The organism is Saccharopolyspora soli, assembly GCF_022678645.1.
Classification (GTDB): domain Bacteria; phylum Actinomycetota; class Actinomycetes; order Mycobacteriales; family Pseudonocardiaceae; genus Saccharopolyspora; species Saccharopolyspora soli.
The window spans coordinates 21,308-30,849 of record NZ_JALBWV010000084.1 but is presented as its reverse complement, the minus strand read 5'-3'; the positions used below and the strand labels follow the sequence as shown (position 1 = coordinate 30,849).

Annotated in this window: 11 protein-coding genes; 5 read left to right on the top strand and 6 right to left on the bottom strand. The window is 67.1% G+C overall.

What is annotated here, in order from left to right; all coding sequences use genetic code 11:
* Positions 1-463: SDR family NAD(P)-dependent oxidoreductase (locus MOQ72_RS38890; RefSeq protein ID WP_242190979.1), on the bottom strand; the 463-nt coding region annotated here is incomplete at its 3' end.
* A 50-nt stretch (positions 464-513) separates the two neighbouring features.
* Positions 514-1,452: an NADP-dependent oxidoreductase gene (locus MOQ72_RS38885; protein WP_242190978.1), complete on the bottom strand. Its 939-nt coding sequence runs from the start codon at positions 1,450-1,452 to the stop codon at positions 514-516.
* 97 nt (positions 1,453-1,549) lie between these two features.
* Here MOQ72_RS38885 and MOQ72_RS38880 point away from each other — a divergent pair, with 97 nt between their 5' ends.
* The gene (locus tag MOQ72_RS38880; RefSeq protein WP_242190977.1) at positions 1,550-2,245 is read left to right on the top strand and encodes a TetR/AcrR family transcriptional regulator; all 696 of its coding nucleotides are present in this window, start codon (positions 1,550-1,552) and stop codon (positions 2,243-2,245) included.
* 295 nt (positions 2,246-2,540) lie between these two features.
* Here the strand turns inward: MOQ72_RS38880 and MOQ72_RS38875 are convergent, their stop codons facing one another.
* Complete coding sequence (locus MOQ72_RS38875; RefSeq protein WP_242190976.1) at positions 2,541-2,726, bottom strand: hypothetical protein; 186 nt, start codon at positions 2,724-2,726, stop codon at positions 2,541-2,543.
* A gap of 308 nt (positions 2,727-3,034) precedes the next feature.
* Here MOQ72_RS38875 and MOQ72_RS38870 point away from each other — a divergent pair, with 308 nt between their 5' ends.
* Together MOQ72_RS38870 and MOQ72_RS46020 are read left to right on the top strand one after the other, a co-directional pair.
* Entirely contained in the window at positions 3,035-3,217 is a 183-nt protein-coding gene (locus MOQ72_RS38870; protein WP_242190975.1) for a tautomerase family protein, read from the top strand.
* Positions 3,218-3,320: 103 nt separating this feature from the next.
* Positions 3,321-3,953 carry an ABC transporter substrate-binding protein gene (locus MOQ72_RS46020; RefSeq protein ID WP_242190974.1) on the top strand — a complete coding sequence of 211 codons (633 nt, stop codon included), beginning with the start codon at positions 3,321-3,323 and terminating at the stop codon, positions 3,951-3,953.
* 98 nt (positions 3,954-4,051) lie between these two features.
* On the opposite strand, the gene MOQ72_RS38860 is transcribed toward MOQ72_RS46020, so the two are convergent.
* Complete coding sequence (locus MOQ72_RS38860) at positions 4,052-4,375, bottom strand: winged helix-turn-helix transcriptional regulator (protein WP_242190973.1); 324 nt, start codon at positions 4,373-4,375, stop codon at positions 4,052-4,054.
* Positions 4,376-4,492: 117 nt separating this feature from the next.
* Between MOQ72_RS38860 and MOQ72_RS38855 the strand changes: the two genes are divergently transcribed.
* Positions 4,493-5,116, top strand: coding sequence for a VOC family protein (locus MOQ72_RS38855; protein WP_242190972.1), 624 nt, complete (start codon positions 4,493-4,495; stop codon positions 5,114-5,116).
* 88 nt (positions 5,117-5,204) lie between these two features.
* Positions 5,205-5,945: an SDR family NAD(P)-dependent oxidoreductase gene (locus tag MOQ72_RS38850; protein WP_242190971.1), complete on the top strand. Its 741-nt coding sequence runs from the start codon at positions 5,205-5,207 to the stop codon at positions 5,943-5,945.
* A 599-nt stretch (positions 5,946-6,544) separates the two neighbouring features.
* Here the strand turns inward: MOQ72_RS38850 and MOQ72_RS38845 are convergent.
* Both MOQ72_RS38845 and MOQ72_RS38840 read right to left on the bottom strand, forming a co-directional pair.
* Positions 6,545-7,633: an L-dopachrome tautomerase-related protein gene (locus MOQ72_RS38845; protein ID WP_242190970.1), complete on the bottom strand. Its 1,089-nt coding sequence runs from the start codon at positions 7,631-7,633 to the stop codon at positions 6,545-6,547.
* A gap of 891 nt (positions 7,634-8,524) precedes the next feature.
* The gene (locus MOQ72_RS38840) at positions 8,525-9,466 is read right to left on the bottom strand and encodes an NADP-dependent oxidoreductase (protein WP_242190980.1); all 942 of its coding nucleotides are present in this window, start codon (positions 9,464-9,466) and stop codon (positions 8,525-8,527) included.
* Positions 9,467-9,542: the final 76 nt, after the last annotated feature.

Below are 9,542 nucleotides of genomic sequence, written 5' to 3'. Positions count from 1 at the left end.
TGCCCAGCATCGGGATGGGGTCCACCGAGCCGCCGCCAGTGGTGACCAGCAGCGTCCCGGCGCCGGCCTCGCGCATGGCGGGCAGCACCGCGTGGGCGGCGGTGACGGCGCCGTAGAAGGTGTACTCGATCTGCGGCTGCAGGTTCTCCGCCGTCACCTCGGAGGGGACGGCCATGGTGATACCGGGCATCGGGGAGTGTGGCGCCGGGGAGTACTCCAGCACGTCGATGCCGCCGAATCGCTCCTTCGCCGTCTCCAGCGCGGCGGTGAGGGACGGACGGTCCATGACGTCGGCGGGGAACGCCGCGGCGGTGATGTCCTCAGCATCGAGCTGCTCGACGAGGGTCTGCAGCTTTTCTTTGGTGCGGGCGATGAGAGCGACGTCGAAGCCGCGACTGCCGAAGGTGCGGGCGATGGCCAGGCCCATGCCGGGGCCGGCACCGATGATGGCGATGGTGGGCACGATCAGAACTCTTTCTTCTTGGGTAAGTGGGGCGAATGCGGAGGGAAGGGTCAGGAGCAGGTGACGGCGATCTTGCCCGGGGTGCTGGCGCCGAAGGCGGCGAACGCCTCGGTGGCCTGTTCCAGCGGGTAGGTGGCGGTGACCGGCACCCGCAGCGCACCGGAGGAGACCTGCCCGGCCAGCGCGGTCAGGGTCTGGGCGTTCGGGTTGCCCCAGATCGTGTGGACGGTGACGTCCTGGCCCTTGACGTCGTCCTGGGTCAGGCCGGTGACGGAAGCGAGCCTGCCGCCCGGCCGCAGTAGGCTGGCGAGCCGGGCGCCGTCGCCCGCCATGTGCAGCACCGCGTCCAAGCCGTCCGGGGCGATCTCGCGGACCTGGGCCTGAAGGTCACCGGTGAAGTCGACCACGTGGACCTGGACGCTGGTCAGGCCGGTGACGAAGTCGGTCTGCGCGCCGGGGCGGGCGGTCGCGATCACCTTCGCGCCGCGGGCGGCGGCAATCTGCACCGCCAGCGCACCCACCCCGCCGGCGGCCCCTGAGATCAGCAGCGTCTCGCCCTCGACCAGGGCCACCGCGTTCACGCTGTCCAGGGCCGTCGTCCCGGCCACGCCCAGCGCGCCCGCCTCCTCCACCATCAGGCCCTCGGGGATCGGGGCGACGCCGTGTCCGGCGGGCACGGTGACGTACTCGGCCAGCGACCCGGCGCCCAGGTACGGCTTCATCACCACGCCGAAGACCGCGTCACCGACCGCGAAGCCGTCCACGCCCTCTCCGAGCGCCTCGACCGTGCCCACGAAGTCCCGGCCGAGTACCAGCGGGAACCGGTGCTCCATCATCCCCTGCAGGTAGCCAGCTGCGGTCGCGGCGTCGATGCCGTTGAGCGACGACCCCGCCACCCTCACCAACAGCTCCCCCGCCTCCGGGCGGGGAGTCTCCACCTCGGCCACGGCCGGGGCCGCCGGAACCTCGCCCAGCGCGACAGCACGCACGACAACACTCCTCACTAAATGGAACAGCCTTCCCGTTTACGGTACCCACCATAACAGCAGAACTGGGCCGCTTGTTCCACTTAGATAGGATGGTGGCATGACGCATGCGACAGCTCACGATGAAACCCCAGGTAGCGACCCTAATGCGGGGCTGCGCGCGGATGCCGAACGCAATCGCGACCGCATCCTGGCCGCCGCCCGCTGTCTCTACGCTCGCGAGGGCCTAGGCGTCTCCATGGCTGCGGTCGCCCGCGAGGCCGGCGTCGGAAAGGCCACCCTTTCCCGGCGCTTCCCCACCCGCGAAGAGCTCATCACCGCCGTCTTCGCCGACCGCATGGACGCCTACGTCCAAGCCGTCACCGAAGCCCTCGCCGACCCCGACCCCTGGCACGGCTTCACCGGCTACATCGAAGCCATCTGCGCCATGCAGGCCGCCGACCGCGGCTTCGCCGACGTCCTGACCATGACCTTCCCCGCTGCCAAAGCCCTCGAAGAATCTCGCGCCGCCGCCTACCGCGGCCTGCTCGAACTCATCGACCGCGCCCAGGCCACCGGGCACCTGCACGACGACTTCACCCACCAGGACATCGTCATCCTGCTGGTGGCCAACGCCGGTGTCGTTGCCGCCACCAGCGACGACGCCCCCGATACCTGGCGCCGCCTTGTCGGCCACATGCTCCGCGCTGCCGCCACCCCCGGCACCGACACCCCGCCCCTGCCCCAGCCTCCCGCGTCCACCGTCCTGTACCGCGCCATGATCCGCCTCGGCCGCCCCAGCGCCGACGCGCCCTAACTCGCGGTCGGGGGCCGACGACGTGGCGCGAACAGCCGAGGCTCTCACGGACGCCGTTCACCGCGCCGCCCAGTCACCAAGACCACGTAGTAAAACCCAGTCTGGGCGCCGGAATTCGTTTACAGGACCAGGGCTGACGCCCCTGGGCATCGAGGGAGAAGTGCCCGCTGCAACACCTCGCGCCCATACCTGCGTCCAAGTCGTTGGCTAACTTCACTGAGACCGGACAACGTCGGCGGAAACCATTCTCATTGATCTCACGCAAGCGCCAAAGTTCGCTGAGAACCTCCAGCCGTCAGGTGAGGTGTTCGATGACCGCGGCGACGACCTCATCGGTGCTGGCGGTGCCACCGACGTCTCGGGTTTTCTCGTAGTAGCCGCAGCCCCACGGGAACTCCGTCCAGTCGAAGGCGAGGACCCCGCCGGACGCCTCGACCAGCGCGTCGAGAACGGCACGTCCGGCAGCGACCTCGGTCCCCACACCATCGGCCGGGATGGCGGCGATCCTGGACGCCTATGTGGTCGGTCACCAGGTGATGTGCGCGCTGGCCGCGGCCTTGCCCGTTCGCCCGCACTGGGCGCAAGGGTGTCATGCGACAAGCACGGTTGGGGGGGCATGGCCGCGACGGCGGTGGTGGCCCGGCTTCCCCACCTTACTCCGCGCGATTCGCGGGATGGCCGACCTCACCTCAGTTCGAGACCTCTTCGCCGTCTGACCCGATACCCGCCCCCCATCGGCCGCCACCGGAGTTGTCGCCCGATCGACAGCCGTCCAAAGGAGGCATTCTCATGCCCAACATCACCGTCGAGATCTTCCGCGGCCGCACCCTGGACCAGCGCCGCCAGTTCGTCCGAGGGATCACCCAGGCCGCCGTCGACGCCTTCGGCATCTCATCGGAGGGCGTCAGGATCACCTTCTTCGAAATCGAGCGATCCGACCTCGCCCGCGGCGGTGTCCTCCTCTCCGACTAGGACGCCAAGCCTGCCGCTCCGCAGTCCGAGCCGGCAGCTCCCACACCGCAGAGTTCGACGCAGTCCTCTTGACGCTGCACCACGTTGAGCAAAGGAGCTCATCATGACCCACCTCCTCGCGCGGCCCCACCGCCGCCGCGCGCGCCTCGGCTTGGGCGCCTTGATCCTGGCAGCCATCGTTGCCCTGACCGCATGCGGTTCAGGTGACACCGGAAATGGCGGCACACGCAAGATCAGAATCGCCTCCTCGATCACCGGTACCTCGTTCCTCGCCGTCACCGCAGGCAAGGAGCCGGGAATATTCGAGCGCAACGGCATCGACATCGAGACCATCAAGGTCAAATCCAGTGCCGAGGCAACGGCCGCACTCACCAGCGGTCAAGCCAACGTCGCCGCCCTGCCGCCTGAAGGCGCTATCGCCGCCGCAGCCGCCGGCAGCGACCTCAAGATCATCGGGGCATTGAGTGTTCCCCGTTCTGATCAACATCCTGGAAGGGGTTCGGAATGTCGAACGAACCCTGCTCCGGGCGGCCCGATCGTTCCGCGCCGGTGTGCTGTCTCTCCAGCGGGACGTGGTGTTCCCCTCGGTCGTGCCCTTCTTCGTCACGTATACACGTTCATCGCTGACCGTCCTTTTCGGTCGGTGAAGGCGAAGATCCGCACCTTGACACATCGTGTCAGTCAGGCCGACAAGGAAGCGGTAATCGGCAGGATCAACCAGATCCTGCCTGGCTGAACCAACTACTTCCGGCACGCCGTCTGCCCGAAAACCATGGCCGCGACCGGTCGGGGACGCCGGGAGGACGTGACCCTGCTCGTGCGAAGACGTGAGAGTCAGTCTCGCGAAGTGTTCTTTGAGGTGACCCAGGCGAGCAGTGATTCGAATACCGGCTGCAGGGACTGGGCCTTGTCGGTGAGCGCGTACTCCACGCGCGGCGGGACTTCGGCGTAGACCTTCCGCGTCACCAGACCGTCGTCTTCGAGTTCGCGCAACTGTTTGGTCAGCATGTGCTGGGTCACCTGGGGGATCTCGCGGCGAAGCTCGCCGAAGCGGTGGGTCCGCTCATTGAGAAGCCAAAGGATTTCCAGCTTCCACTTGCCGCTGATCATCGTCAGGACCCGGCGCATCTCGCGTCGTGTGTCCTCCATCCCGACCATGACACCTCCCAATAGTACGCTATATGATACTAACAGTTAGAATTACATAGTACTATCCAAAATTTATCTAAACTCGTATCGTCGTGTTAATCGCTACGGCAACCCAGGAGAACGGCGATGAACACGGAAACGATCGTGCACCCGCGGCTGCACCACCTCGGGATCACCACCAGCAACATCGACGCCATGATCAGCTGGTACCGCGTCGTGGTCGGGATGGACCTGGTCCACCGCACCGACTCGGCAACAGCCAGCACGGACGGCGCCCCGGTGATCAAGTCCGCGTGGTTGACCAACGACGAGGCCAACCACCGGTTGGCCTTCGTGGAACTGCCCGGTCTCCGCGCCGACGCGGACAAGGCCCAGCACCGCCGCATCCAGCATTTCGCCTTCGCCTACCGCACCCTCGACGAACTGCTCGGCACCTACGTACGCCTCAAAACTCAGGGCATCACCCCGGTCCTGTGCACCGATGCCGGCGCCCAGACCGCGTTCTACTACGCGGACCCCGACGGCAACAGCGTCGAACTCCACGTCGACAACTACGGCGACAGCTGGACCTCGATGGAGCACATGCGCCACTCCACCGAATTCGCCGCCAAGCCCATCGGGCACTTCGTCGACCCGGACAAGCTCGTCAAAGCCAGGGAAGCCGGAACCTCCCCCTCCGAACTGAGCAAGCGCGCATGGCGCGACGAGTTCGCACCGGCCAAGCCCTACGACCCGAGCGACCTGCTCTGACCAGAAACCCCAGAACGACAAGTACACAAGCGGTGTGCCGTTCGACCCTCATTGCCCCCTGCGCGCCGGTTATCGAATGGAGATGAACATGGCTCGGCTCAACGGAAAAGTCGCTGTGGTTACTGGTGCCGGTCGCGGCATCGGCCGGGCGGTGGCCAAGCTGTTCGCGGCGGAAGGCGCGAAGGTGGCCGTCCTGTCACTCACGCCCGGCAATGTCGATCGCGTTGTCACCGACATCCAGGCAGCAGGAGGCACCGCGATCGGCGTGGTCTGCGACATCGCCGATCCGGACCAGGTCCAGGCGTCGGTGGACAACGTGGTGGCCACCTACGGCCAGATCGACATCCTCGTGAACAACGCTTTCGATCCGTCCTCGGTCGCCTCGTCGATCGTCGATCTTTCCGTCGAGCAATTGCAGCGGAACTTCGAGACCGGACCCATCGCCTACTTGCGCATGATGCAGGCGTGCTATCCCCATCTGAAGGCAAGCGGAGACGGTCGCGTCATCAACTTCGCCTCCTGCGTCGGTGTTCTCGGCATGACGGGCTATGGCCCCTACGCCATGGCCAAGGAGGCGGTGCGCGCCTTGACGCGGACCGCCGCACGCGAATGGGGAAGCGACAAGATCACCGTGAACAACGTCCTTCCGGTCGCGAACACATGGGGCACGGACGACATACCCGCGCCAAGCAACACGCTCGCGCGGCACGGCTCTGCGGAGGAGGACATCGCACCCGTCGTCCTGTTCCTCGCCAGCAGCGATGCACAGTTCCTGACCGGATACAGCCTCACCCCTGACGGCGGCATGATCATCGACAGCGCACGCTAAGCCGAAACGGTGCTGATTACCCGATCCAGCAGAGGCGTCGCGATGAATTGCGTTGTCGGCTGACCCCAGTGGGACCGGCAACGCCTTGAAACCAGTGGTAGGTGAGGACAGTGACTGAGTCCTTGAGTGCCCGTGTCTGGCAGTGGGCGCAATTGACGATGCCGCCGAAGATCGGTCGGTGTGTGCTGGCACGCCGACACTCGTCATCCTGGTGTGGCGCGCGTACGCTCTTTCCGGCTGGGGCTCGGGGGCGGAGGTACCCGGTCGTTCGTTTCGGTGGCCATCGCGGCCATCGCCGTGGGCGCTGCGATGCTCGGGGCTGTGTGCACGAAAGACCGTGCTATGACATGGTCTTTGGGGGGTCGTGGGTGGATCTCCCGCCTACGTCGTATTCCTGGGTTCGTGATCGATGCCACCGCCGTCATCTTTCCCCAGCCAACACTGAACCGCCGGCCGGCGGGGGTGTGGAGCGTCGGCGTGGCGGCCCTGCACCGATCGACCAGCGCCACCGGCGCGGTGGTGGGGGCGCGGATTTCGGCCGGGAGTTCAGCCAGGCTCTCCTCGGTTCGTTCGCACTCATACGTTGACCTCGGTGGCCGTCAACGGTTTCCGTCCGTCCGGGTCAGGGTGATCGGCTGTGCGTCGACCCGGACTCGCACGATCTGGTACGGCGGTACCCGTTCGTCGACACCGCCGTTGAACAGCGGCGTGCGGGGCAGCTGGTTCACGCTGACGTAGAGGTAGCCGTCCGCGGCCACGGCGAGCGTGTCCGGCCACAGCAGGGCCGGCCCGTGCAGCACCGTGGACCAGGTACCGTCGGTGGCGAGCTTGAGCACCGCACTGTGCTCGTAGGCGGTGGCGTAGAGGTTTCCCGCGGTGTCGGACTCCAGCCCGTCCGAAGCCCCCTTGTCGCCGTGATCCACAATGGACTTCGTCACGTCCTCGTCGCTCATCGATCGATCGACGAGCGCTGAAGTGTCCACACTGTACAGACGGCGGCTCGAGAGGGGGCAGTAGAACAGCCGCGATCCGTCGGCACTGACGGCGATACCGTCGGCGCCGACCACGTAGTTGTCCCGTACGACGCCCTGCACCACCGCGCGGAAGCCCTCGGCCGCGCGGGTGCTCTCGTGCCCGCGCAGTTTCGACCAGCTCTCACCTGAAGCGAGGTCGATCACGATGAGCGCGCCTTCAGGCTGGGAGTCGGTGAGGTAGGCGTAACCGCCCGAGCCGCGGGAGAAGTCGAAACGGATGTCGTTGAGGTACGTCGTGGGCGTCACGGCCGCGGTGTCGGGGCGGATGATCCGGACGACCTGGTCGGTGGCGGGATCCACTTCGACGACCTTGGGCCCGTTCTCCAGCCACGGCTCGAACGAGAGACTGCCGGTGTCGAGGAGCCAGACGTGGCCGACCGGGTCGGTGATCACGCTCTGCACGGAGACCAGCTGGTCCGGTGTGCGCTCGGTGCTCCACGTGTTGATCTCCGAGCTGGGGTAGGGCACGGCCTCGCCGTCCACGACTTCGGCCACGGTGCAGGGCACCTCGTCTCCCCAGCGGGGGAACGAGACGAAGACGCGGCCTGCGCCGGTCACGGTGAGGCCGGTGGGCATGAGGTCGTCGAACTCGGCGACGACCTCATAACTGTTGGCCACCCAGCTGCCCAAGGGGGAAGCGTTCTGCCGGGACATGGCGATCCTCCTCTGCGGCTAACGCAAGATCGAGCAGCTACTCACCGCAGCCAAAAGTCCGAGCACCTCGCGGGCATGCCAGCAATGACGTCATGCACCTGACGTCGGCTGACGATGCCCAGTTTGAGGCGGGTCCGATGCAGATGCGAGTCGACCGTGCACGAGGTGAGCGCCAGCCCGCCGCGATCGCTCGGTTCGGACCAGCGGGCCCCACGGCTAGACGCCGCATCCCTGGTCCACGCAGAAGGGCAGCAGCAGAGAGTCGTCGTAGTGGTTCTGCATCGAGGCGAGCCTGGCTTTGCGCGTCAGTACGGGAGGCGTTTCGACAGCAGTTCGGGAGGCACCGCGTCGACTCTGCCCGCATCGGATGCGCACCAGAACGGGAGGCGGTGTGGCGCCGGTAGCGGTCCTCATCCACGACGCCGCTGACCAAGGACACGGCCAAGGCGCAGGTCGCAGCGACCAGACCACTGCGGCCGGTAGCAGGGGTCGGATGTCTACACCCGTTTCCGGCTGCCTCCCGAACTGGTGCACATCGACCTGACCGCTCCGCTTGCGCCTCCCACAGTCACGAACAACTGCCCTCGCAAGTCACGCGCAAAGCCACGAGCCGCGTCCGGGTCGACGACGTACTCCGCTTTCGTGAACTGCCAGGCACCGCGATCAGCCGGAGAGCGGGGCATGGCCGCGGCTGTGCCGTCTTGGCCACCTGACCTGCACAATCGCGTGACTATTATCCTCTGGTCACCCGGGTATCCGCCCGTGCGGGCGCGACCGCACAGCATGACCGACCACGGGCATGGACGAGTTCTACCCGCGGGCCAAGAACACCGGCGGCACGCCGATCATCGGGACGCGAGGCGACTATGGCGCGCTTGGCGATCGAGCGGGTCAGCCGCTGACCTGGAGGACGACCTTACCCTCCCCGTGGCCGCTTTCGGCGGACCGATGCGCATCGACGACGTCGTCGAGATCGAACACCCGGCCTACTTGGATTCGCAGCCGGTCGGCCGCGACCAGGTCGGCGAGCCCAGCCAGGCCCACCTGGTCGGGCTCCACGAGAAAGTCCCTCGCCCGCCGGCCCGTCTCGGCCACCCGCGCGAGCACGTCTCGAGGTGCACCGCTGGGCACGGACACCAGGATCCCGCCGGGCCGGAGCACCGGCAGCGACCTCTCGCCGTACACACCGGGAAAGTCGATCACGGCGTCCAGGTCGGATACGACGTCCTCGAAGGCGGTGGTCCGGTAGTCGATGACCTGGTCGGCGCCGAGGCTGCGGACGAAGCTCGCCTGATCGGCGCGCGCTGTGGCGATCACGTACGCACCCCAGGCCTTGGCAATCTGGACGGCGAGATGCCCGACGCCGCCGGCCGCGCCGTGAATCAGGATGCGCTGACCGGACCGCAGCCGGACCGTGTCCACCACCAGTTGCCAGGCGGTCAGCCCGGCCAGCGGCAGCGCTCCCGCTTCGACGTGGGACAGTGCCTCGGGCTTGGCCATGAACTCGCGCGCGGGCGCCGTGACGAACTCGGCGTAGGCGCCCGCCTGACGCGGGAACCAGGGCATGCCGAACACTTCGTCTCCCGGCGAGAACCGGTTGACGCCGAACCCGACGTCGGAGACGACACCCGACACGTCCCACCCCAGGCGAAACGGCGGCTCGCCCAGGACGGCGGCGTCTCCCTCACCCGCCCGCGTCTTGTAATCGACGGGATTCACGCCCGCCGCGCGCACCCGAACCTGGACCTCGGTCGGAATCGGTGCGGGCGCCGCCACCTCTTCCACCTTCAGCACCTCTGGCGGGCCGAACTCGTGCTGAACCACTGCTCGCACTGCTCCCACCTCCACGGACGAGCCAAACGTCACGCCACCGTCATCCCTGCCGAGAAGCGGGAACAAGGGCCGAATG